This is a genomic window from Hyphomonas polymorpha PS728, from assembly GCF_000685315.1.
GTDB lineage: Bacteria > Pseudomonadota > Alphaproteobacteria > Caulobacterales > Hyphomonadaceae > Hyphomonas > Hyphomonas polymorpha.
On the sequence record NZ_ARYM01000011.1, the window covers coordinates 50,639 to 72,322 of the forward strand.

Genomic DNA, 21,684 nt, shown 5'->3' on the forward strand with positions numbered 1-21,684 from the left:
TCGCCTGACAGCGATGAAATTCCACCGCCCCGCCCGCGTCCAAAAGCAGCTTGCATATGAAGTTCACATTTTGTTCTTGTCGTCAAGCCAGACTCGGACCAACATATACCCATCTGATCCTCCATCCCTCCTGACCTGTTGAGCGACCCTCCCTCATGGCCGAATCCCCCTTCATCCGCGTGCGCGGCGCCAAGGAACACAATCTCAAGAACATCGACGTGGACATCCCGCGCGGCGAGCTTGTGGTGATGACCGGCCTGTCGGGCTCGGGCAAATCCTCCCTCGCCTTCGACACGATCTATGCCGAGGGCCAGCGCCGCTATGTGGAGTCGCTCTCAGCCTATGCGCGCCAGTTCCTGGAGCTGATGCAGAAGCCGGATGTGGAGAGCATTGAGGGCCTCTCACCGGCGATTTCCATCGAGCAGAAGACGACGAGCCGGAACCCGCGCTCAACCGTCGGCACGGTGACCGAAATCTATGACTATATGCGCCTCCTCTGGGCGCGCGCGGGCATTCCCTATTCGCCCGCGACCGGGCTGCCGATCGAGAGCCAGACCGTCAGCCAGATGGTCGACCGGACGATGGAACTGGAAGACGGCACGCGGCTTTACCTGCTCGCCCCGATGGTGCGCGGGCGCAAGGGCGAGTTCCGCAAGGAATTTGCCGAGCTGCTGAAGAACGGCTTCCAGCGCGTCAAGGTGAATGGTGAATTCCATGAGCTGGAAGACCCGCCAAAGCTCGACAAGAAATTCAAGCATGACATCGATGTTGTGGTCGACCGGGTGGTCGTCCGTGCCGGTATGGAACAGCGCCTGGCCGAGAGTTTCGAGACTGCGCTCGGGCTCGCTCAGGGCATTGCGGTGGCCGAATATGCCGACATCGCGCCGGGAGAGACTGAACCGAAACGCATTACCTTCAGCGCCAATTTCGCCTGTCCGGTTTCCGGCTTTTCCATTCCGGAGATCGAGCCGCGCCTCTTCTCCTTCAACAACCCCTTCGGCGCCTGCCCGACCTGCGATGGTCTCGGCGAGCAGCTGAAGATCGACCCAGCCCTGATTGTTCCGGACAAGGATCTTGATCTCCTGAACGGCGCGATTGCGCCCTGGGCGAAATCCTCCTCCCCCTATCAGACGCAGACCCTGCAGGCCCTCTCGGCGCATTACCGGTTTGACCTCGGCAAGCCCTGGAACAAGCTGCCGGAAAAGGTCCAGGACATCATCCTCTACGGCACCGGCGACGAGGAAATCCAGTTCGTCTATGATGACGGCATGCGCAGCTACAAGGTGAAGAAAACCTTCGAAGGCGTGATCCCCAATCTCGACCGGCGCTACCGCGAAACGGACTCCGCCTGGGTGCGCGAGGAAATCAGCCGCTTCCAGTCTGCCGCGCCCTGCCCCGATTGCGGCGGCAAACGCCTGAAGCCGCAGGCCCTGGCGGTGAAGATTGCCGGGCTCGATATCTCCGAGGCCGGAGAATTTTCGATCCGCAAGGCAGGCGAGTGGTTCGGCAAGGTCCACAAATCGCTGACGAAACAGCAGAACGAGATTGCCGGCCGCATCCTGAAGGAGATCAACGACCGGCTGATCTTCCTCAATGATGTGGGCCTTGATTATCTCACGCTCAATCGCGGCTCCGGCACGCTGTCTGGGGGCGAAAGCCAGCGCATCCGTCTTGCCAGCCAGATCGGCTCGGGCCTCACCGGCGTGCTCTATGTGCTCGACGAGCCTTCCATCGGCCTGCACCAGCGGGACAATGAGCGCCTCTTGGAAACGCTGAAACGCCTGCGCGACCTTGGCAATTCCGTGATCGTGGTGGAGCATGACGAGGACGCGATCCTGCTGGCCGACCATGTGATCGATATGGGGCCTGCGGCCGGTGTGCATGGCGGGCAGATCATTGCCTCAGGCACCCCTGATGAGGTGATGCAGAACCCCAAAAGTCTGACGGCGGATTATCTCAACGGCACGCGCGAGATCGCAATCCCGAAACGCCGCCCGGTGGTCAAGGGCTCGCGCCGCATCACGCTGAAAGGCGCGAGTGGCAACAACCTCAAGAACGTTACCGCCTCAATCCCGCTCGGCACGTTCACGGCCATCACGGGCGTTTCGGGCGGGGGCAAGTCCACGCTGATCATCGAGACGCTCTACAAGGCGCTTGCCCGCAAGCTCAACGGCGCGTCGGATTCCCCGTCTCCCTATGAAAGCCTCGAAGGGCTGCAGCATCTCGACAAGGTGATCGATATCGACCAGTCGCCCATCGGGCGCACGCCGCGGTCCAACCCGGCGACCTATACCGGCGCCTTCGGGCCGATCCGCGACTGGTATGCCGGCCTGCCGGAAGCCAAGGCCCGCGGCTACGCGCCCGGCCGCTTCAGCTTCAACGTCAAGGGCGGGCGCTGCGAGGCGTGCCAGGGCGACGGCGTCATCAAGATCGAGATGCACTTCCTGCCGGATGTCTATGTCACCTGCGAAACCTGCAAGGGCAAACGGTATAATCGCGAAACGCTGGAAGTCCTGTTCAAGGGCAAGTCGATTGCCGATGTGCTGGACATGACGGTGGAAGACGCAGCGAAATTCTTCGCGGCGATGCCCGCGATCTTCTCAAAGCTCGATACGCTCAATCAGGTGGGCCTTGGCTATATCAAGGTGGGCCAGCAGGCCACCACGCTTTCGGGCGGGGAGGCGCAGCGGGTGAAGCTCGCCAAGGAACTCTCCAAGCGGGCAACCGGCCGTACCCTGTATATCCTCGACGAGCCGACGACCGGCCTGCATTTCGAGGATGTGAAAAAGCTGCTCGAAGTGCTGCATGAGCTGGTGGATGCGGGCAACACGGTGGTGGTGATCGAGCATAACTTGGATGTGGTGAAGACTGCGGACTGGGTGCTCGACCTTGGCCCTGAAGGCGGCGATGGCGGGGGCCGGCTGGTGGCCGAAGGCACGCCGGAAGACATCATCGCGGTGGAAGAAAGCTGGACCGGCAGGTTCCTCGCTGAAACCTTCCGCCGCCAGGACGAACGCCGCGCCGCCCGCAACAAGCGGGAGAAAGCGGCCACAAAGTCCAAAGCGGCCGCCCCGGAAGAAAAGCCAAAGGCAAAAAAGCCCGTGAAGAAAACCAAGGCAGGTGCGGGCGCGAAATAAGCGCCCCGCCTGCCCTGCTTCTTCAGCTGAAGATATCGACCCGCTCGGCGTCGCCCAGATCATTGCGCGGGTCATGCCGGGCCGCGAGCGCGGCCGGGGCGCCGACGAAATGCTGCATCAGGCCCTGCACAAAGAGAAGGCCAAAATAGAGCAGCGCCATCGGCGCGATAAAGGCCGGCGACAGAAAGATCGCTGCCATTTCCTCTGTGGGCGAACCGCCGTCCACGGGCAGGCTCATCAGGAAGGGCATCATCAGCATCTGCGCGATGGCCGAGATGATCTGCGACAGCACCGAAACGACCACGACGATGATCACATAGGCGCCGAGGATCGGCCAGAAGCGGCCGCGCGACACGTTCCAGGCATCGAAGAACCGTATCTCCTTGTCCTTCACCGTCAGCCCGAAGCAGGGCGCAAGCCGCGTCGCCACAAAGATGTAGAGCAGCGAGAAAAGAAACATCAGACCGAAACCGGCGAAGAAGGTGCCCAGGAAGCGGGCGGCGGCCTGATCGTCCATCGGCCCGTTGAGGTCCATTGCTGCCAGCGTGCCGAAGGCGCCAAACATCACAACCATCGGAATGGCAAAGATCACCAGGCTCATCAGCGCCCAGAGCAGTCCCACGACCATCATCCGCACTTCGTCTCCGCCAAAACCGAGGGAGAATTTCGCGCCGAAGATATAGCGCCGCTGGGACGCAGTCTCGAACATCGCCCAAACCACCCAGCCGGCCACCGAGCCCATAAGGATCAGCGGAACAAGATCGCCCAAGCCGCCAAAGAAGAGGCCAAAGACATCCGCCGGCATGGGGTTGGGATCGTTCTCCAGCTGCTGCAAAGCCAGGAACCATTCGGCCAGCGCCTGCCAGCCCAGAAGCCCGATCACCAGGAAAAGCGCCACATAGATCGCGGCATAAGCCAGCCCAAACAGCCAGGGGAAACTCTTGAAATGCGGCGCCTTGAACGGATAGGTCAGCGCACGATCGAATGAAAATCCGGTGTTCATCTCGGTCTCCCCTTCAGCCGGTACCCGCGCACCTAAACCTGAATGGGCCGCCGCATCAATCGCCCGAAGAGGGGGGCCTTGGCGCCGGCTCTGCCGGTTTCAGCCTCTCCCAGGCGGCCGCCGCCATGGCGTGGCCAGCCAGCAGGAAGGGCGCGAAGACGAGGACGCCCGCTGCCCCGCCGATGAAATGGCCAAGCCCCGTATCCGGCAGGGCACGGTGGAGCGCGCCATTGACCGCCACGCCGAGCGCAAAGGGCAGGATATGTGTGGCAAGGCTCGCCAGGCCCAGCGTTTTGAGATGCCCTTTGGTGCGCCCCCAGGTGCGGAACACCTGCGCCTTGCCAAGCGCGCTGGTCGCCGCGCCATAGAGCGTCAGGCGCAGGGCGATCCAGCCGAGCAGCCCCGCCCCCACCGCGCAGCAGGCGATGAACACCGCGCCATAGGGCGTGCCCAGCAGCGCAATAAACGCCTCGCGCACCAAAGCGGGATCGGACTCGTCATTCAGCTGATACTGCCCGGCCTCATTGATCAGGATGCCCGGCAGCATCATCAGGAAGAATACAACAAAGAAGCCGATGAACAGAAACGCCGCATAGGCCGCCAGATTGGCATGGGCCAGAGGCAGGAATTTTGCCGCCGCGCCGGGGATAAGCCGCTGATAGGCACGGCGCGACAGCTCCGTTCCGGCGAGAAATGCCAGCATCGCCGCGCCCAGCGGTAGCCAGAGGCCGCTTTGTGAACGCAGGGCAAAACTGTACAGCCCGGCGGCTAGCGCGAACAGGATCAACCAGGGCGCGGTGGACACAAGAAGGCGGCCCGCGACGCTCCAGGCGGCCGAAATCAGGGGAAAAACGGCAAGGCGCGTCGTCATCTCGTCTCGTCTCATCTCGGGGCGCACACCTAAAGCCTCCCGCCCTGCCCGGCAAACGCTATCTTGACGCGCCGGAGCGGCGGCCTCATGTCCGCGGCATGACCCTGAAACCCATCCATGTTATCGGCGGCGGCATGGCCGGCTCCGAAGCGGCCTGGCAGATTGCCTCTGCTGGCGTGCCCGTGATCCTGCACGAAATGCGCGGCGTGCGCGGCACCGACGCCCACCAGACCGACAAGCTGGCCGAACTCGTCTGCTCCAACTCCTTCCGCTCGGACGACCACACGACCAACGCCGTCGGCGTGATCCATGAAGAGATGCGCCGCGCAGGCGGCATCATCATCACCACCGCGAAGGACCATCAGGTACCCGCCGGCAGCGCGCTCGCGGTAGACCGGGAAGGCTTCTCGGAGGCCGTGACGGCCAAGCTGGAAGCCCATCCCCTCGTCACCATCGTGCGCGAGGAAATCGCCGGAATTCCGCCCGAGGAGTGGGACAGCGTGATCGTGGCCACCGGGCCGCTGACCTCGATTGCCCTGGCCGAAGCGATCCGCGCCCATACCGGCGAGACGGACCTCGCCTTCTTCGATGCGATTGCGCCCATCGTCTATTTCGACTCGATCGACATGGACAAGGCCTGGCGCCAGAGCCGCTATGACAAGGCCGGCCCTGCAGGAGATACAGCCGCCTATATCAACTGTCCGATGACGGAAGACCAGTATAACGCCTTCCTCGATGCCCTGCTCGCCGCGCCGAAGACAGAGTTCCGCGACTGGGAAAAGGACACGCCTTACTTTGAAGGCTGCCTCCCCATCGAAGTGATGGCCGAGCGCGGGCGCGAGACGCTGCGCTTCGGGCCGATGAAGCCGGTCGGCCTCACCAATCCGCATAACCCCACCGTCAAGGCCCATGCCATCGTGCAGCTGCGGCAGGACAATGCGCTGGGCACGCTATGGAATATGGTCGGCTTCCAGACGAAGCTGAAATATGCAGCGCAGACGGACATTTTCCGGATGATCCCCGGCCTGGAGAAGGCCGAGTTCGCCCGCCTTGGCGGCATCCACCGCAACACCTTCCTCAACTCGCCCAAGCTGCTCGACCGGCAGCTCCGGATGAAGTCCATGCCGCGCCTGCGCTTTGCCGGCCAGGTGACCGGTGTGGAAGGCTATGTGGAGAGCGCCGCGATGGGCTTGCTCGCCGGCCGCCTCGCCGCCGCCGAACGCCTTGGCCTGAAGCTCGAGCCGCCCCCACCCACCACCGCCATCGGCGCCCTCGTCAACCACATCACCGGCGGGCATCTCGCCGAAGGCCAGACCTTCCAGCCGATGAACGTCAATTTCGGCCTCTTCCCGGACATCGAAGAGTATGACCGCAAGGGACCGGACGGCAAACGCCTGCGCGGCAAGGACAAGGGCCGCGCCAAGAAGGCCGCCCAGGCGATCCGCGCACTGAACGACTTTGACGCCTGGCTGGCGGGCGAAGCGGCCATAGCGGCGGAGTAGACATCATGGCCGACACCTCCCTCTCCCCCGTCCTGCCGCTGTTCGCGAATACGCCCTCCAGCGTCAGCTTCAAGAAGCTGCGCAAACGGCTGGTGCGCGGGGCGCTGGAGGTGATCGATGCCTATGGCCTGGTAGATCGCCGCGCCATCGAAACCGGCGAAAAGCCGCGCCCGAAATGGCTCGTCTGCCTTTCCGGCGGCAAGGATTCCTACGGGCTTCTGGCCGTGCTGCTGGATTTGCAATGGCAGGGCGCGCTTCCGGTAGACCTCATCGCCTGCAATCTCGATCAGGGTCAGCCGGGTTTCCCCAAACACATCCTGCCTGACTGGCTGACGAAAAACGGCGTGCCGCACAAGATCATCACAGAGGACACCTATTCCATCGTGACGGACAAGGTGCCCGAGGGGCGCACCTATTGTTCGATGTGTTCCCGCCTGCGCCGGGGCATCCTTTACCGCGTCGCGCGCGAAGAAGGCTGCGAGGCCATCGTGCTCGGCCACCACCGGGATGACGCGCTCGCCACCTTCATGATGAACCTCATCCATGGGGGGCGTCTTGCGGCCATGCCGGCCAAGCTGCTCAATGATGAGGGCGATGTACAGGTATTCCGCCCCCTGATCACCGCCGCTGAAGACGATCTGGCAAAGTTTGCCGAGGCGATGGAATTCCCGATCATCCCCTGCAATCTCTGCGGCAGCCAGGACGGCCTTCAGCGCGTGGCGATGAACCGCCTGCTGACGGAGTTGGAACAGAAGAAACCGGGCACGCGGCAAGTGATGGCCCGGGCGCTCACGAATGTGCGCCCGAGCCATCTGCATGATCCCCGGGTGTTCGACTTTGCCGGGCTGATGCTGGGGGGCAAAGGCGAAGACGACCCGAACGTCCCCTTTTGATCATGCAATCTCGCGCGCAGGCGGCCAGGCAATGCCAGTCTCCGGCCGGTGTGCGGGATAATCGGGCGCTTCCCGGTATTTCTTCAGTTCATTGCGGGCAATCGCGCGCAGGTGAACCTCGTCCGGCCCGTCCGCGAGGCGCAGCGTGCGGATACCGGCATAGAGTTCAGCCAGGCCGAAATCATCGGTAACCCCTGCCCCGCCATGGGCCTGAATGGCGTCGTCGATCACCTTCAGTGCGGCGCGCGGAGCGGCCACCTTGATCATCGCAATCTCGTTGGCCGCGCCCTTGTTGCCCACCGTGTCCATCATGTAAGCCGCCTTCAGCGTCAGCAGGCGCGTCATCTCGATGTCGAGGCGGGCTTCCCCGATCCTCTGCTCCCAGATGGACTGCTGATAAAGCGCCTTGCCGAAGGCAGCCCGCGTCAGCACGCGGCGGGAGAGTTTTTCCAGCGCCACTTCGGCGGCCCCGATGGTGCGCATGCAATGGTGGATACGCCCCGGCCCAAGGCGGCCCTGCGCGATTTCAAATCCCCGCCCTTCGCCAAGGATGAGGTTTGCCACCGGCACGCGGACATTCTCCAGCAGCACCTCGGCATGGCCATGCGGGCTGTCATCATAGCCAAACACAGGCAGCATACGGAGAATCTTCATCCCCGGCGCGTCCATCGGCACCAGGATCTGGCTCTGCTGGCGGTGGCGCTCAGCGGCGGGGTCTGTCTTGCCCATAACGATGGCCACCTTGCAGCGCGGATCCCCCACGCCGGAAGACCACCATTTACGCCCGTTGATCACATATTCATCGCCCTCGCGGACGATGGATGTCTCGATATTGGTTGCGTCTGAAGAGGCGACCAGCGGCTCTGTCATCAGGAAGGCCGAGCGGATTTCTCCGCGTAGCAGCGGCCCCAGCCAGCGCTCCTTCTGGAAGGGCGAGCCATAGCGGTGCAGCACTTCCATATTTCCTGTGTCAGGCGCCGAACAGTTGAATACTTCGGAGGCAAAGCCCACGCGCCCCATGATTTCCGAAAGCGGCGCATATTCGGCGTTCGTCAGCCCGGCGCCGCGGAACATGCCCTCATCATGATCCGCGTTCGGCGGCAGGAACAGGTTCCAGAGCCCTTCCGCCTTCGCGCGCTCCTTCAGCCCTTCGAGCACTGGATTGACGCCCCACCGGTCTTTCTCGTGATGAGCCTTGTAAGCAGGCACGGCGGGATAGACATGCGCGTCCATGAACTGGGTGACGCGGGCCATGTATTCCTTCGTCTTCGGGCTGTAGTCGAACTGCATCATCTTTCTCCGGTCTCACTGATCCGGATCAGCCTGCGCTGGCGGGGGAATGGGGGGAATACGGATGTTTGCGGATGCGCCCGCGTCAGCTCGCCGCTGCGCGCGGCGCCATCTGTCCCATCAGGCGCGGCCAGTAGAGCGCCAATGCCCCGGCGCGGTAGACATAGCTCAGCAGAAACGCCGTCCATACGCCCGCATTCGCGAAGGACGGCGCCAGCAGAAGATCGCTCGCCAGATAGGCGAGCATGGCCATCACGCCGGCATTGCGCACCGCCTCCCCCTGCGTGGTGCCCAGGAACAGCCCGTCCAGCTGCCAGGCCGCCACACCGATCAGCGGCACAGCTGCGCACCAGGGCAGATAGGTCAGGGCCGCTTCCCGCGCCGCCGGGTCCAGTATGAAGGCCTCGATCACGGCGCCCCCGCCCAGCCAGAAGATCAGCGAAAACGCCGCGCCGCAGACGACCGCGATCTCGCTCGTCACGCGCATCGCCCGCTTGAGCCTTGCCCTGTCCCGCGCGCCATAGGCGGCGCCTGCCTCCTTCTCCGCCACAAAGGCAAAGGCATCCAGCACGAAGGCGGAGACAGCGATAAACTGCAACAGCACCTGATTGCCCGCCAGTGCCGCTGTGCCCTGCCTTGCGCCGGAATTGACGAACCAGGCGAAAGTGAAGAGCAGCGCCAGCGTACGGATCATGATGTCGCGGTTGGCGTTAAACAGCGCCAGAAGTTTTGCCCGGTCAAAGAGGCGCGCGCCGGAGCCAAGGCCTTTGCGCACGATGACCAATCCGAAACCGAGCGCTGCCCATTCGGCAATCGCCGTGCCCGCGCCGATGCCGGTCGCGCCCCAATCCCAGATCGCCACGAAGGCATAGTCGAGCCCGGCATTGATGCCATTGAGCACGATCTGCATGGCCAGCAGGGCGCGCGTGCGTCCCGTGCCGATCAGCCAGCCGGAAATGGCATAACCCATCAGGATGGCCGGCGCGCCCCAGATCCGTGCCCAGAAATATCCCGATGCTTCGATCTCGACGGCGCTCTCTGCCTGGAACAATGCCAGCGCGATCCGGGAGGTCAGCGGAAAGGAGAGGACGAGGAGGACGCCAAGGCCTGCGCCCAGCATCAGCGCGCGCATCAGGATCGCGCGCACTTCCAGCCCATCCCCTGCCCCATCGGCCTGGGCGGTGAGGCCGGTGGTCGCCATGCGCAGGAAGCCGAAGCCCCAATAGAGGAAGCTGAACACCACCGCGGCCAGCCCCACGGCGGCCAGCTCAACCGCCGTGCCATAGCGCCCCATCACGGCGGTATCGACAATGCCGGTTGTCGCCATCGCCACCTGCGCCAGCATGATCGGCCAGGCAAGCGCCAGCACGCAGGAACGGGTGAGGATGGCGGCAGTCATGCGCTGGCGGGATTATCCGGTTTGTGCCGCGCAGGAAAGCCGCTCAGCCGCCCGCCTCCAGCATCAGCGTGTAGGGGATGAAGATTTCCAGTTCCAGCGGGCCGGAGGGCTGGGTGATGATACGGCTTTCAAGTCCCGTCAGCGTCACTTTCGATCCGTTCGGGCCAAACGCCGTCTGCAAGCCGGACACCTCCCGGGCGATGTCCGCGATCAGATCCGCGCGATGCTTGGCCACGTCGCGCGCCCCGATATATTGCGTATCGCCAAGATAGGCCTCCGCCCGGCCCTGGGCTTCGATAGACGTCACAAACTGCTGAGCCCGCTTCATCAGCGCCTCGAACGACTCCTCCGGTTTGGTGTCAATGCTCAGCGTCAGCGTGAAGCGGCCGGTGCCGGAATAATCACTGCCATAGACATCCGTAAACAGAACGGTATCGATATCTGCCATCGAGCGGCCCAGCGTGCCGCCAGCCAGGCTGAAGCCCTCGGTTCTGGAGGCGCGTGCCTTCAGCCGGTCAAACATCGTTTCCAGTTCCTTGCGCCGCTCGGCGGCGTCCCGCGTCGCGCTCTGATAAGTGATGGCGACCATAACGAAATCGGCCGGTATCTGCCGGTAGATGGCCGGCGCACTGATCCGCGCGCTTTCCTCCACCTGATTGGACGTCACCATCATCCGCTCCATACCCTGGGCGCTGACCGGCAAGGCCACCCCCGAAGCGATGGCGGCCAGCATCAGAAAACCAAACATCCTGCGCATGAAAAAACCCTCCCTGTGCGTACAGGGAGGGTCTGCTTCTTGGGTTTGCCTGTCAATCAGGCTGAAATCCTATTTCCGCCAGATTGCGGCCAGCGCCGGATCTTCCACGCCGCCTTCATACTTGCGCAGCTCGTGGCGGCCAACCACCATGTGGTGAACTTCATCCGGGCCGTCTGCCAGGCGCAGCGTGCGCTGGCTGGCATACATCCGGGCGAGCGGGGTCCACTGCGACACGCCGGTCGCACCATGGATCTGGATCGCATCGTCGATGATCTTGCAGACACGCTCGGGAACCATGGCCTTCACCATCGAAATCCAGATGCGGGCTTCCTTGTTGCCCAGAACATCCATCGCCTTGGCAGCTTTCAGAACCATCATGCGCATGGCTTCGATCTCGATGCGGGCGCGGCTGATGATCTCGGTGTTACCGCCGAGCTTGGCCAGCGGCTTGCCGAAGGCTTCGCGCGACAGGCCGCGGATGCACATCAGGTCAAGCGCGCGCTCGGCCTGACCGATGGAGCGCATGCAGTGGTGGATACGGCCGGGGCCAAGGCGCAGCTGCGAAATCTCGAAGCCGCGGCCTTCGCCGAGCAGCATGTTTTCCTTCGGCACGCGGACGTTCTCAAAGCGCAGATGCATGTGGCCATGCGGCGCGTCGGGCTCACCGAACACGTGCATCGGACCCACGATGGTCACACCCGGATGCGGCAGCGGCACCAGGATCTGCGACTGCTGGCGGTTGACGTCCGGGCCGTTGTTCGAGCGGCACATGACGATCATGATCTTGCAGCGCGGATCGCCGGCGCCGGAAGCGTAGTATTTCTCACCGTTCAGCACATACTCGTCGCCCTCCAGTTCGCACTTCATCGACACGTTCTTGGCATCCGAAGACGCCATGTGCGGCTCGGTCATCACATAGGCGGAGCGGATCTTGCCTTCGAGCAGCGGCTTCAGCCACTTCTCTTTCTGGGCCGGTGTGCCGACGCGCTCAAGCACTTCCATGTTGCCGGTATCAGGCGCCGAGCAGTTCATGGTTTCCGAGGCCATCGGGTTCTTGCCCAGTTCGGCGGCGATATAGGCATAGTCGAGGTTCGACAGACCCTCGCCGGTTTCGGCGTCGGGCAGGAAGAAGTTCCAGAGGCCCTGCTTCTTGGCTTCGTCCTTGGCCTTCTCGAGGCATTCGAGCTGGCCGGGGGCGTAGCTCCAGATGTCCTTGTTGCCTTCGCCAAGCTTGTGGAACTCGACGCTCATCGGGTTGACGGTTTCCTCGATGAACTTCTTCACATGGTCGTAAAGCGGGCGAACGCTTTCGGACATGCGCAGGTCGTTCAGCTCGGCATAGGCGTCGGGCGTGTGCTGGGTATCAGCCATGGCTGTGTTTCCTCTCTGGATGGGTGTGCTTGTTACTTTTCCCTGAGATCAGGGTAGCTGAGATGAGGGGGCGCGTGCAAATTCTTTCGCCCCCTCGTGAGGCGGAATAAAATGCGCTAAGGCGCGGAGCATGAGCCCGGTCACCGCCCTTGTCCTGCTGATCACCATACTGATCACATCGTTCATCTCGGGCGTTTTCGGCATGGCGGGCGGTCTGATCCTGATGGCCGTGCTGACCGCGATTGTGCCAGTGGCCACCGCGATGGTCGTTCACGGCGCGGTGCAGATGGTGTCCAACGGCTACCGCGCGATCCTCTGGCGCAAGTATATCGACTGGGCGATCTTCCGCCGTTACGCCCTCGGCTCGGTTGCGGCGATCCTGCTTCTGTTCGCCATTTCCTGGCGCCCGGAAGCCACCGCCGTTTACCTGCTGCTGGCAGCCGCCGCCTTCACCGTCTGGATTCCCAAGGCCTGGATCGACATTGACGTCCAGCGCCGGGGCCAGGCGGAAGTGGCCGGTTTCCTGCTGCAGGCCATGAATACGCTCGCCGGCGTCACCGGCCCGCTGCTGGATATCTTCTTCGCCCGCACCGTGATGGACCGGCGCGCGGTGGTCGCCACCAAGGCGATCACACAGGTGTTTGCCCATCTGGTGAAAGTGGCCTTCTGGGGCTCGGCCCTCTGGGCGGCTGAAACGATGAGCTCCCTGCCCCCGCTCTGGTTCTTTGTGGCGGCTGTGCCGCTGTCGATGCTGGGCACGACGCTGGGCGGCAAGCTGCTGGAAAGAATGACGGATATCGATTTCCGCCGCTGGATGCGCCTGCTGGTCACCGCGGTTGGCCTGTTCATGCTGGCGCGCGCTGCTGGCTGGCTCTGAGACAGGCATGGCGCCGCCTTCCGGCAGCCTTGCAGAGCAAACAGGCAGGGACATCCACATCACAGTTGCGATAATGCGCCCCGCAAGACTATTCGGCTACTTTATTTTATGAAACAATATCATCACTCACCGTGATAACTCTCCTGTTCCTCCCACAGGTTGGCCATGAACCTTCGCGCGCTTGATCTCAATCTCCTCCCCGTGCTGGAGGCGATCTATGCCGAACGCAGCCTGACCCGGGCGAGCGAGATGCTGCACATCACCCAGCCTGCCGTCAGCAATGCCCTCTCCCGCCTGCGCCTGCATTTTGAAGATCCTCTCTTCGTGCGCGAAGGCCGCGGCGTGAAACCCACCGCGATGACCGAAGCGCTGATGCCGGCGGTGCGCGAAGCACTCGACAAGCTGCGCAATGGCCTTGAGCCGCGCTCGGTGTTTGAGCCCTCACGCTCCACGCGCGTGTTCAACATCTCCTGCCGCGATGCCAGCGCGCTTATCCTCGCCCCGCCCATCGCCCGCCGGCTGGAAACCCAGGCCCCCGGCATCCGCATCGCCTGGAGCCAGCTTCACCGCTCGGCCATTTCCAGCGAGCTTGCCTCCGGCCGGCTGGACCTTGCCATCGACATCCAGGACCTGCGCGGGGCAGACCTTGAGCGCGTGCTGCTCTCGTCGACCGATTACACCTGTGTCCTGGCCGCCGATCATCCTCTTGCCCAGGCGCCGCTGACTGTCGAAGGCTTCTTCAGTATGCGCCATATCGCCGTTTCCAGCCGCCGGGAGGGGCGCAGCCTGATCGAGGAAATGGCGCGTTCCATGGGCCAGCGGATCACCCCGGTCCACCGCCTCCCCCATTACCAGCCGGCTCTGGAGATCGTCCGCTGCACCCAGCTTGCGCTTGCTGCGCCAAAGCCCGTTGCGGCCGGATCGGGTCTCGCCATGCTGGAGCTGCCCTTTGATTTCCACTCCCCCGGCTCGATGCTCTACTGGCACCGGGAGTTTGCCCAGGATCCGGCGCTCACCTGGCTGCGCGGCCTGATCCGGGATATTTCCGTCACGCTCTGAAGCCGGGTCAGGCCCGCCGGTATTCCTCGTCCCTTATCAGGGCGAGCCGGTCGCGCACGGTCTCTGGCTCATAGCCGAATGCCTCCAGCGACATGCCCCCCATCTGCAGGCCGGATTCTACCGCTTCGGGCACCACATGCCCCGCTCCGGCTGCTTCCAGCTTGTCGGCATGTTCCCCGTCATGCGCGCGCGCCAGGATGAGGATGTCCGGATGCAGCCCCCGCGCGCAGCGCACCATCGCCTCGGCCCGCTCCGGATCGTCTACGGTCACAATGAACTGATCGGCTTTGGCAATACCCGTCAGTGTAAGGATTTCCGGGCGAGAGGCATCGCCGACAAAGGCAGCAAGGCCGTCCAGCCGCGCGCGGTGGATCTTCTCCGGGTCACGGTCAAGGGCCAGCAGGGTGACGCCCTCCTGGCGCAGCACATGCGCCACCGCCTGCCCCACACGGCCATAGCCGGCGAGGATTACATGGTTCTGCAGCTCTGCAGCCTCGGTCAGCGCCATCTCGCTCGTCGCCTGGCGCCGGGAGGGCCGCCCGGCCAGCCGCCGCCCGAAATCGCCGAGCAGCGGGGTCAGCAGCATCGAGAGCCCGGCGATCGCCGCCACGAAGGCGGCCAGCTCCGGCGTCACCGCCCCGCCCGCCTGCGCGGCCGTCAGCACAACAAACGCGAACTCCCCTGCCGGCGCCAGCAGCAGCGCCGCCTCCAGTGAAACGGGATGCCCGCCGGCAAACACGCGGCAGGCCAGATAGGCAATCACCACTTTCAGGACGACCAGCCCCGCCAGCGCGGCCAGGATCCAGCCAATCTGACTGGCAATCTGCGGCAGGTTCAGGCCCATGCCCACCGTCATGAAAAAGAGGCCCAGCAGCAGCCCCTTGAAGGGCTCAAGGTCCACTTCGGTCTGATGCTTGAACTCGGTCTCCCCCACCAGCAGGCCGGCCAGAAACGCGCCCAGCGCCACCGAAAGCCCGGCGCTGTAGGTGATCGCGGCAGACCCCACCACGGTCAGCAGGGTCAGTGCCATCAGGAAGTCCCGCCCGCCGCTGGCCGCCGCCAGCCGGAATATCCGGTCCAGCAGGAAGTTCCCGATCACCCAGATGATGGCAATGGCAATCAGTCCACGGATCAGCGCGTCCAGCAGCACCCCGCCGATATTGGCCCCGCCTTTCAGCGCCGCAAAACCGACGAAGATCAGGATCGGCGCCACCATCATGTCCTGGAACAACAGCACGCCCAGAGAGGTGCGCCCAACAGGCTGGGCGGCCCGGCGCTCCTCCACCAGCACCTGCATCACGATGGCCGTCGAGGAGAGCGCCAGCGCAAGGCCGATGATCATCGCTACCGCCAGATCCAGCCCCAGCGCCCAGCCCACCGCGGCAATCGCCGCTGCGCTCAGCCCGGTCTGCACCGAGCCTGCCCCCAGCACCACCCGGCGCAGCGACCAGAGACGCTGGAAGGAAAACTCCACGCCCAGAAGAAACAGCAGGAACAGCACCCCCAGCTCGGCAAAGGGCAAGGCCGCTTCCGGCTCGGTAATCGAGAAATATTCGAGGATGGGATAAGCCTGCGCAAAATGCCCGAGCGCAAACGGCCCCAGCGCGATCCCCGCCAGCATGAAGGCAATGATTGTCGGCATCTTCAGAAGCCGCAGCACCGGCACAAGGATGCCTGCCGCCAGCAGGAAGACCAGAAGATCCTTGATCAGGGTCGGGCTCGGCCCGTGTGCTACGCCATGTTCCATAGGCAACCTGTCCCCTGCTTACCGGGTCCAGTAATGGCGCGCTGCTCGCGCCTTGTCAGCCCCGGCGTTGCCGGAAGAAATCGCGCAGCAGGTCTGCCGCCTCGGCTTCGTGCAGCGGGTCCTGCCGCCATTCGGGCCGCCAGTGACAGGTCGGCTGCTCGAAGAAACGGGGCCCATGCATCACCGCCCCGCCCTTGATGTCGGCCGCCGCAAAGATCAGCCGCCCGATCCGCGCAAAGCTGATCGCCCCGGCGCACATCGCGCACGGCTCCAGCGTCACATAAAGGTCCAGCCCCGGCAGCCGGTAATTGCCGAGCTTCTGCGCCGCCGCACGGATCGCCACGATCTCGGCATGGGCGCTGGGGTCATGGCTGGCGACGGGGCGGTTATACCCCTCGCCGACAATCTCCCCCGTCTCCGGATCCACAACCACCGCGCCCACGGGCACCTCGCCCGCTGCCGCCGCCTCACGCGCCAGTTCCACCGCGCGGGCCATCGCCTCAACCTGTATAGTCATAAGGCAGCAGATTGCGTCTCAGCCCCTGAAAGTAAAGGGAAATCCGTCAACGGATTGCAGCCGGGAAGGCCCGCCTCACCCCTCCAGCGTCGGCGCAATCAGGTCAATCGCCGGCTGGCGCGCCAGTTTCTTGTTGCGCCCATACGCATAATTCGCAATCGGCAGCAGGCGCTCGGCCTCGGCCATCGCCGCGCTCATCACCTCGCCCGGCTCCACCACCTGGTCCACCCAGCCCACCGGCACCGCCTCATCCGGCGTGTAGAGTTTCGCCTGCGCCAGCGCCTGCGTCAGATACATCGGGTTCAGCCGCGCCCGCGGCAGCTCCACCCCGAAGCCCGGCAGCGTCATGCCATTGACCGTCTCGTTCGCGCCGATCTTGTAGGCGCCGCGCGCCGCAATCCGGCTGTCCCCGCCCAGCAGGAGGAACGCCCCCATGGCAATCGCATGGCCCGTACACGCAATGACGATGGGCTTGTCAGAGGTAAACAGCCGGAAGGCCAGCTTGCCCCCGCCCATCACCAACCTGCGCACCTGTTCCGGCTCGGACGAAGCAAGAAACTTCAGGTCAAACCCCGCCGAAAACCGCTCCGGCCGCCCGGCCAGCACGATCACCTTCGCTGACGCTTCCGCCTCATCCAGCGCCGTATTCACCGCGTCCAGCATGGTCAGGCTGATGGCATTTGCCTTGCCATCATCCATGGTGATCACGGCAATCTCGTTCTCTATTTTAACGCTGGCGGTCATCGGCGGCACATCTCCCTGGTTGAATCCAAGATAAAACTCTAGTCAGAGTAGAAATCAAGCCTTCGCGTTAGGTCAGCAGGCGAGCGGAACGAGGAACAGCGCAGCGACCACGACCCCTTGAGCCAAGAACCACGCCGCAAGGCTCTTGCGCCTGTAATCCCGGACCACGCACACGAAAAATCCGTCAGCTGTTCCGTATTCCGGATTCTTCTCGATCACTTGGCTCATCACACCCGTGCCAGCCCCAGATAGGTACAACCGCAGCAAATGGGCCGCCACATATTGCATTCGGGTCTTGTGGGAGGCGCGTCTCAGCCACAATGTTTGAATGAGAACGGCTGCCATCATTGAAGCGAACCATTGCAACCACGCGATAGCGTGAGCTGACGTCAGCATTCCGGAGCCACACGCCCGGATGCCGCCCCAGAGCCAGACGGCGGCAAGATACACAAAAGGAATTAGGATTATCGCGAGCAGGAAAGTTGTTAAGGCCGAAACAAGCACCAACCCCGACCACGCACTAAACGCATCCTTCGATCGCGGAACTTCCGCTGCAATCTCGGCTGCCATTTCGCGCGGTATGCCGCTGTTGAGAAGCCGTTCTTCGACGCTAGGAAACTCGCCCATCCCCTTCCAATTCCCCGCCAGCTCGAATATGTGCCCCAACCATGCGCATCATAGCCGGACAGCACAAGGGCCGCGCCCTCTCCGCCCCCAAGGGCATGACCACGCGGCCGACCAGCGACCGGACGCGCGAGAGCATTTTCAACATCCTCGCCCATGCGCCTTGGGCCCCGCCGCTGGAAGGCGCCCGCGTGATCGACCTGTTCGCCGGCTCCGGGGCGCTCGGCCTTGAGGCGATGAGCCGGGGCGCCGCCTTCTGCCTGTTCGTGGAGACAGACCATGGCGCGCGCGGCGCCATCCGAGACAATATCGAAGCCCTCGGCCTTTTCGGGAACACCCGGCTTCACCGCCGCTCGGCCACAGACCTCGGCGAGAAGCCCGCCGGCGTCGGCAGCCCGTTCAACATCGCCTTCCTCGACCCGCCCTATCACAAGGGCCTCGTCGCCCCCGCGCTAGACTGTCTGATAAAAGGCGCCTGGCTCAGCGAGGACGCCATCGCCATGGTCGAAACCGGCTCGGACGAAACCCTGATATTCCCCGGCTGGGAGGCCATCGACACGCGCGACTTCGGCGCCGCCCGCGTGCAATTCCTCAGGCGCGCCTAGCCTACCAGATCACTCGTGATGCACTTCTTCACGCCGCGCTCGATCTTGTTGGCATGGAAGGCCGCCCCGCCGCCGACGGGCCGGAACATATAGCCCCTGGGCGCGCGCTGGCCGCGAAAGCAGGAGGTCCCGGTGCCCGGATAGGTGAAACAGGCCTCAGCCTTGTCGGTCACCTCCAGCAGGCCTTCAGACCGGTATCCCTCAAACTCATACAGCGTGCGCCCGCCCGGCTCGATACATTCGCTCCAGCGCTGGCCCGTCTGCACCACGATGCCGGACATCTGTATACCGAACAGCTCCGCCTTCATGGCCTCTGCCGTCAGCGGCTCGTTCCCCACAGGCTTGGAATCGGCAACGGCGCCGCCCGCAACCAGCCCGCCCAAAAGAAAAGACATCAGAAAACGCTGCATGGACGTATCCTTTCCGCGCCAACTCTACCCGAAACCCCAACACGGCCAAGCCGCTTATTCAGGCTCCGGCAAGCGGTGGTCTCCGCCTCACCCCTCCAGAAACTCTTTCCGGATATCAAAGCTCGACGTTTTCGTGCCCACATGCTGCGCGCAGCTGGAGAGCCACCGATCTGCCGCGGCCCGCCCCCTGTCGCGCAGTTCCAGCAGGAACCGCCAGCGCGCCTCATATTTGGTCGCCATCCCATAGCTCAGCAGATCCTGCCCGCCGCGAATGGCATGAACATTCAGCCTACGGTATTTCTTCAGCATCGGCTCTTTCAGCATCCCGTCATCAATCAGCCGCTGCACAAAGGCAATCGCCCGCAACTCGCCAATCAGCGAAGCATTGAAGCTGATCTCGTTCAGCCGCTCCTGAATTTCGGCGGCGCGCTTGGGCACGCCCGGCCGCACCAGCGGATTAAGCAGCACAAGGAGCACATCCTGCGGCGCCCCCGAATAGATCAGCGGAAAGAGGCTTGGATTGCCCATGAAGCCGCCATCCCAGAACACTTCCTCGCCTATCTCCACCGCCTGGAAAGTCTGCGGCAGGCAGGCCGAGGCTAGCACCGCGTCTGCAGTAATCTCATCCTTGGAGAAAACGCGCACCTTGCCCGTCTCCACATTCGTCGCCGAAAGGAAAAGCTTCAGGCCGGAGGCATGCACCGCCTCGAAATTCACCTGCCGCTCCACCACCCGGCGCAGCGGATTGAAGTTGAAAGGGTTGAAATCATACGGGCTGGCAAAGTTCTGCCACGCACTCGCCATCTGGAAGCCTGCCGCGCCGAACACATTCATGCCCGCCCCGGCATCGGATACAGCGCGCCATATCTGCTCCAGCGAGGCGCGCGCGCCCTCCGGCCCGCCCGCCGCGAGCCCTGCCGCATAAGCCACGGCGTTGAGCGCCCCGGCAGAGGTCGCCGAAATCGCCTCGATCGCCAGGCTCTCTTCCCCGCTCAGCCGGTCCAGAATGCCCCAGGTATAGGCCCCGTGCGCGCCCCCGCCCTGCAGGGCCAGGCTGACCGGCCGCGCTTTCCCGTTGCCATTGGCTTTTGCCATGTTGCGGCTCCTTCCGGCTGCGCCCTCTCCCTGCTAACGGAGGAAGCTGACAATCACCACCCCCACCCTTCCAGGAAACCGGATGTCCGCCAGCCCCGCCCGCACGCTGACCATTGATCATGCCGGTGCCCAGGGCGATGGCCGCGCGCGCGAGCAGGAACGTTGGGTGTCTGTACCTTTCACCCTGCCCGGAGAGAGTGTGGAGGTCAGCGGCGAAGGCGACCGACTGAAGCTCGAGCGTATCCTCACCCCCTCACCGGAGCGCATCGCCCCGGCCTGCCGTCATTTCACCCGCTGCGGCGGCTGCACGCTGCAGCATATGGCGCCCGCGCCCTATGCCGCCTTCAAGCGTGATCTGATGATCCGCTCCCTGAAGGCTCGCGGACTGGAGGCAGAGGTGGCAGACACATGGGTCACCCCGCCCGCCTCCCGCCGCCGCGCCGCCTTCGCCGCGCGCAAATCTGGCAAGGCCGTTATTCTCGGTTTCCATGGCCGCAAGAGCCATGATCTGATCGCGCTGGAAGAATGCCCTGTCCTGCGCCCGCCGATTGTCGCCGCCATCCCGAAGCTGAAAGACATCCTCGCCCTCCTCTTTACCGGCAAGGAAGAATTGAGCGTCCTCGTCACCGACACTGCCACGGGCCTGGACCTCCACATCACCGGCATTTCGAAAGAGGCCAAACCCCTCGCCCGCGCCGAGGCAAGCAGCGCGGCCCTGCGGGCAGGCTTTGCCCGCGTGTCGCTGGAAGGCGCAGACGTGCTGACCGAGCGCGCCCCGCGCCTTCCGGTTGGCGCCGCCAGCCTCCTGCCCCCGCCAGGCGGCTTCCTTCAGGCCAGCGCCGAGGCTGAGGCTGAAATGGCCCGGCTGGTTCTCGATCACATCAAAGGCGCAAAGCGCAGCGCAGACCTTTTCTCCGGCTGCGGAACATTTGCCCTGCGCCTGGCTGAGCATATGCCCGTCTATGCCGCCGAAAGCGGGCGCGCAGCTATCGACGCCCTGCGCGCCGGCGCCAGCGCTGCGCCGGGCTTGCATCCGGTCACCGCCGAAGTGCGCGATCTTTTCCGCAACCCCGTCTCCGCGCCGGAATTTGCCCGGTTTGACGCCCTGGTGCTGGACCCCGCCCGCGCAGGCGCGGCCGCCCAGTCTGCCGAAATTGCAAAATCCGCCGTGCCGCGCGTGGCCTATGTCTCGTGCGACCCGGCCACCCTGGCGCGCGATCTGCGCACGCTGGCCGATGGCGGCTACCGCCTGCTGCGCGTTCATCCCATCGACCAGTTCCTCTGGTCGGCCCATGTCGAAGCCGTCGCGCTTCTGGAGAAGCCATGACCGCCCCACCCTCTGCGCCCGCGCCCGGCCGCCCCACCCCCGCCGTCGGCACGGTCTGCTTCCGGGGAGACGACGTGCTGCTCATCCGGCGCGGCACGCCCCCGCTCGCCGGAGACTGGTCGCTGCCCGGTGGCCGTATCGAGTTTGGCGAGCGAACCGAGGCCGCTGCCCTGCGCGAACTCAAGGAAGAAACCGGGGTGGAGGCCCGCCTCATCGGCCTGGTCGATGTGGTTGACGCCCTCTTCACCTCCCGCCGCTCAGGCGAGGTCGCGCGTCATTATGTATTATTTGATTTCGCCGCCGTCTGGCTCTCGGGCGATCCCGTCGCGGGCGATGATGCGGCCCACGCCGAATGGATTTCGCCAGACCGCCTCGCCACCCTGCCCCTCTGGGACGAGACCCGCCGGGTGATCGAAAAGGCCCGCGCGATGGCCACCGGCCGCTGAAAAACGCCGC

General features: G+C 64.1%; 20 protein-coding genes. 8 read left to right on the plus strand and 12 right to left on the minus strand.

What is annotated here, in order from left to right:
* The first annotated feature begins 155 nt into the window (after positions 1–155).
* A complete protein-coding gene (gene uvrA, locus HPO_RS10565) occupies positions 156–3,137 on the plus strand; it encodes an excinuclease ABC subunit UvrA (RefSeq protein ID WP_035598198.1) in 2,982 nt (993 codons plus the stop codon).
* Positions 3,138–3,159: 22 nt separating this feature from the next.
* Here the strand turns inward: uvrA and HPO_RS10570 are convergent, their stop codons facing one another.
* Together HPO_RS10570 and HPO_RS10575 are read right to left on the minus strand one after the other, a co-directional pair.
* The gene (locus tag HPO_RS10570) at positions 3,160–4,140 is read right to left on the minus strand and encodes a hypothetical protein (RefSeq protein ID WP_035598202.1); all 981 of its coding nucleotides are present in this window, start codon (positions 4,138–4,140) and stop codon (positions 3,160–3,162) included.
* 55 nt (positions 4,141–4,195) lie between these two features.
* A complete protein-coding gene (locus HPO_RS10575) occupies positions 4,196–5,011 on the minus strand; it encodes a hypothetical protein (RefSeq protein ID WP_035598205.1) in 816 nt (271 codons plus the stop codon).
* A gap of 98 nt (positions 5,012–5,109) precedes the next feature.
* On the opposite strand from HPO_RS10575, the gene trmFO reads away from it, so the two are divergent.
* Together trmFO and ttcA are read left to right on the plus strand one after the other, a co-directional pair.
* On the plus strand, positions 5,110–6,513 hold the full coding sequence (trmFO, locus tag HPO_RS10580) for a methylenetetrahydrofolate--tRNA-(uracil(54)-C(5))-methyltransferase (FADH(2)-oxidizing) TrmFO (RefSeq protein WP_035598207.1): 1,404 nt from the start codon (positions 5,110–5,112) through the stop codon (positions 6,511–6,513).
* A 5-nt stretch (positions 6,514–6,518) separates the two neighbouring features.
* Complete coding sequence (gene ttcA / locus HPO_RS10585; RefSeq protein WP_035598210.1) at positions 6,519–7,406, plus strand: tRNA 2-thiocytidine(32) synthetase TtcA; 888 nt, start codon at positions 6,519–6,521, stop codon at positions 7,404–7,406.
* On the opposite strand, the gene HPO_RS10590 is transcribed toward ttcA, so the two are convergent.
* The 4 genes from HPO_RS10590 to HPO_RS10605 all read right to left on the minus strand — a co-directional run bounded on the left by HPO_RS10590 (position 7,407) and on the right by HPO_RS10605 (position 12,223).
* Entirely contained in the window at positions 7,407–8,696 is a 1,290-nt protein-coding gene (locus tag HPO_RS10590) for an acyl-CoA dehydrogenase family protein (RefSeq protein WP_035598212.1), read from the minus strand.
* 85 nt (positions 8,697–8,781) lie between these two features.
* Positions 8,782–10,095, minus strand: coding sequence for an MATE family efflux transporter (locus HPO_RS10595; RefSeq protein WP_035598214.1), 1,314 nt, complete (start codon positions 10,093–10,095; stop codon positions 8,782–8,784).
* Between the two features lie 43 nt (positions 10,096–10,138).
* A complete protein-coding gene (locus tag HPO_RS10600; RefSeq protein WP_035598215.1) occupies positions 10,139–10,852 on the minus strand; it encodes a hypothetical protein in 714 nt (237 codons plus the stop codon).
* A gap of 69 nt (positions 10,853–10,921) precedes the next feature.
* Positions 10,922–12,223 (minus strand): acyl-CoA dehydrogenase family protein, encoded by a 1,302-nt coding sequence (locus tag HPO_RS10605; protein WP_035598217.1) that lies wholly within the window; start codon positions 12,221–12,223, stop codon positions 10,922–10,924.
* A 130-nt stretch (positions 12,224–12,353) separates the two neighbouring features.
* Here HPO_RS10605 and HPO_RS10610 point away from each other — a divergent pair, with 130 nt between their 5' ends.
* Both HPO_RS10610 and HPO_RS10615 read left to right on the plus strand, forming a co-directional pair.
* Positions 12,354–13,100, plus strand: coding sequence for a sulfite exporter TauE/SafE family protein (locus HPO_RS10610; protein ID WP_035598219.1), 747 nt, complete (start codon positions 12,354–12,356; stop codon positions 13,098–13,100).
* Positions 13,101–13,265: 165 nt separating this feature from the next.
* A complete protein-coding gene (locus HPO_RS10615) occupies positions 13,266–14,159 on the plus strand; it encodes a LysR family transcriptional regulator (RefSeq protein ID WP_035598226.1) in 894 nt (297 codons plus the stop codon).
* A gap of 7 nt (positions 14,160–14,166) precedes the next feature.
* Here HPO_RS10615 and HPO_RS10620 read toward each other — a convergent pair whose 3' ends face one another.
* From HPO_RS10620 to HPO_RS10635, 4 genes are all read right to left on the minus strand, one after another.
* The gene (locus HPO_RS10620; RefSeq protein ID WP_051612520.1) at positions 14,167–15,906 is read right to left on the minus strand and encodes a cation:proton antiporter domain-containing protein; all 1,740 of its coding nucleotides are present in this window, start codon (positions 15,904–15,906) and stop codon (positions 14,167–14,169) included.
* Between the two features lie 55 nt (positions 15,907–15,961).
* Positions 15,962–16,423, minus strand: a complete 462-nt coding sequence (locus tag HPO_RS10625) for a nucleoside deaminase (RefSeq protein WP_241767899.1) — start codon at positions 16,421–16,423, stop codon at positions 15,962–15,964.
* 75 nt (positions 16,424–16,498) lie between these two features.
* On the minus strand, positions 16,499–17,167 hold the full coding sequence (locus HPO_RS10630) for a crotonase/enoyl-CoA hydratase family protein (RefSeq protein WP_035598231.1): 669 nt from the start codon (positions 17,165–17,167) through the stop codon (positions 16,499–16,501).
* Between the two features lie 72 nt (positions 17,168–17,239).
* The gene (locus tag HPO_RS10635; RefSeq protein WP_157532776.1) at positions 17,240–17,794 is read right to left on the minus strand and encodes a hypothetical protein; all 555 of its coding nucleotides are present in this window, start codon (positions 17,792–17,794) and stop codon (positions 17,240–17,242) included.
* A gap of 41 nt (positions 17,795–17,835) precedes the next feature.
* On the opposite strand from HPO_RS10635, the gene rsmD reads away from it, so the two are divergent.
* Positions 17,836–18,396, plus strand: coding sequence for a 16S rRNA (guanine(966)-N(2))-methyltransferase RsmD (rsmD, locus tag HPO_RS10640; protein WP_035598236.1), 561 nt, complete (start codon positions 17,836–17,838; stop codon positions 18,394–18,396).
* Here rsmD and HPO_RS10645 read toward each other — a convergent pair.
* A complete protein-coding gene (locus HPO_RS10645) occupies positions 18,393–18,806 on the minus strand; it encodes a hypothetical protein (RefSeq protein ID WP_051612521.1) in 414 nt (137 codons plus the stop codon). The genes rsmD and HPO_RS10645 overlap by 4 nt on opposite strands.
* A gap of 87 nt (positions 18,807–18,893) precedes the next feature.
* A complete protein-coding gene (locus HPO_RS10650; protein WP_035598239.1) occupies positions 18,894–19,901 on the minus strand; it encodes a patatin-like phospholipase family protein in 1,008 nt (335 codons plus the stop codon).
* 82 nt (positions 19,902–19,983) lie between these two features.
* On the opposite strand from HPO_RS10650, the gene HPO_RS10655 reads away from it, so the two are divergent.
* Together HPO_RS10655 and HPO_RS10660 are read left to right on the plus strand one after the other, a co-directional pair.
* Positions 19,984–21,228 carry a class I SAM-dependent RNA methyltransferase gene (locus HPO_RS10655; RefSeq protein WP_035598241.1) on the plus strand — a complete coding sequence of 415 codons (1,245 nt, stop codon included), beginning with the start codon at positions 19,984–19,986 and terminating at the stop codon, positions 21,226–21,228.
* Positions 21,225–21,674 carry an NUDIX hydrolase gene (locus tag HPO_RS10660; RefSeq protein WP_035598244.1) on the plus strand — a complete coding sequence of 150 codons (450 nt, stop codon included), beginning with the start codon at positions 21,225–21,227 and terminating at the stop codon, positions 21,672–21,674. The genes HPO_RS10655 and HPO_RS10660 overlap by 4 nt, the downstream gene beginning before the upstream one ends.
* The last annotated feature ends 10 nt before the right edge of the window (positions 21,675–21,684 follow it).

Excerpts from the sequence above, each read along its gene's own strand:
- uvrA (WP_035598198.1), top strand. The coding sequence starts at position 156 with ATGGCCGAATCCCCCTTCATCCGCGTGCGCGGCGCCAAGGAACACAAT.
- HPO_RS10570 (WP_035598202.1), bottom strand. The coding sequence starts at position 4,140 with ATGAACACCGGATTTTCATTCGATCGTGCGCTGACCTATCCGTTCAAG.
- HPO_RS10575 (WP_035598205.1), bottom strand. The coding sequence starts at position 5,011 with ATGACGACGCGCCTTGCCGTTTTTCCCCTGATTTCGGCCGCCTGGAGC.
- trmFO (WP_035598207.1), top strand. The coding sequence starts at position 5,110 with ATGACCCTGAAACCCATCCATGTTATCGGCGGCGGCATGGCCGGCTCC.
- ttcA (WP_035598210.1), top strand. The coding sequence starts at position 6,519 with ATGGCCGACACCTCCCTCTCCCCCGTCCTGCCGCTGTTCGCGAATACG.
- HPO_RS10590 (WP_035598212.1), bottom strand. The coding sequence starts at position 8,696 with ATGCAGTTCGACTACAGCCCGAAGACGAAGGAATACATGGCCCGCGTC.
- HPO_RS10595 (WP_035598214.1), bottom strand. The coding sequence starts at position 10,095 with ATGACTGCCGCCATCCTCACCCGTTCCTGCGTGCTGGCGCTTGCCTGG.
- HPO_RS10600 (WP_035598215.1), bottom strand. The coding sequence starts at position 10,852 with ATGCGCAGGATGTTTGGTTTTCTGATGCTGGCCGCCATCGCTTCGGGG.
- HPO_RS10605 (WP_035598217.1), bottom strand. The coding sequence starts at position 12,223 with ATGGCTGATACCCAGCACACGCCCGACGCCTATGCCGAGCTGAACGAC.
- HPO_RS10610 (WP_035598219.1), top strand. The coding sequence starts at position 12,354 with ATGAGCCCGGTCACCGCCCTTGTCCTGCTGATCACCATACTGATCACA.
- HPO_RS10615 (WP_035598226.1), top strand. The coding sequence starts at position 13,266 with ATGAACCTTCGCGCGCTTGATCTCAATCTCCTCCCCGTGCTGGAGGCG.
- HPO_RS10620 (WP_051612520.1), bottom strand. The coding sequence starts at position 15,906 with ATGGAACATGGCGTAGCACACGGGCCGAGCCCGACCCTGATCAAGGAT.
- HPO_RS10625 (WP_241767899.1), bottom strand. The coding sequence starts at position 16,423 with ATGACTATACAGGTTGAGGCGATGGCCCGCGCGGTGGAACTGGCGCGT.
- HPO_RS10630 (WP_035598231.1), bottom strand. The coding sequence starts at position 17,167 with ATGACCGCCAGCGTTAAAATAGAGAACGAGATTGCCGTGATCACCATG.
- HPO_RS10635 (WP_157532776.1), bottom strand. The coding sequence starts at position 17,794 with ATGGGCGAGTTTCCTAGCGTCGAAGAACGGCTTCTCAACAGCGGCATA.
- rsmD (WP_035598236.1), top strand. The coding sequence starts at position 17,836 with ATGCGCATCATAGCCGGACAGCACAAGGGCCGCGCCCTCTCCGCCCCC.
- HPO_RS10645 (WP_051612521.1), bottom strand. The coding sequence starts at position 18,806 with ATGCAGCGTTTTCTGATGTCTTTTCTTTTGGGCGGGCTGGTTGCGGGC.
- HPO_RS10650 (WP_035598239.1), bottom strand. The coding sequence starts at position 19,901 with ATGGCAAAAGCCAATGGCAACGGGAAAGCGCGGCCGGTCAGCCTGGCC.
- HPO_RS10655 (WP_035598241.1), top strand. The coding sequence starts at position 19,984 with ATGTCCGCCAGCCCCGCCCGCACGCTGACCATTGATCATGCCGGTGCC.
- HPO_RS10660 (WP_035598244.1), top strand. The coding sequence starts at position 21,225 with ATGACCGCCCCACCCTCTGCGCCCGCGCCCGGCCGCCCCACCCCCGCC.